At 61.2% G+C, this 219-nt stretch carries 1 pseudogene; it reads left to right on the top strand.

The window, feature by feature from the left end:
* A pseudogene (locus tag H6B10_RS18470) lies at positions 1-219 on the top strand (hypothetical protein); the annotation flags it as partial.

The raw sequence follows: 219 nt of genomic DNA, 5'->3' as shown, positions 1-219 counted from the left end.
GATACAGGCAATTGTCATAATAACGCCGCGGTCCGGAACGGAGCGGAGTGCTAAAGAACCGGCGGAGCCATTCATCCGCGCAGGCGTCATCCAGAATCAGGGAACCCTGCGCAAAGCCTGCCACGCCCGTACCGGATTGAGTGCCGAATATGCCGAGTACGACGGCCGCCCGCATCGGGGTGATCAGCCGGACCGTCACGACTGGTTCTTCAGCGATGC

It is taken from the genome of Gemmiger formicilis, from assembly GCF_016901605.1.
GTDB classification, from domain to species: domain Bacteria; phylum Bacillota; class Clostridia; order Oscillospirales; family Ruminococcaceae; genus Gemmiger; species Gemmiger formicilis_B.
Note: the sequence above shows the minus strand (reverse complement) of the source record. Positions and strands in the feature narration are given on the sequence as shown.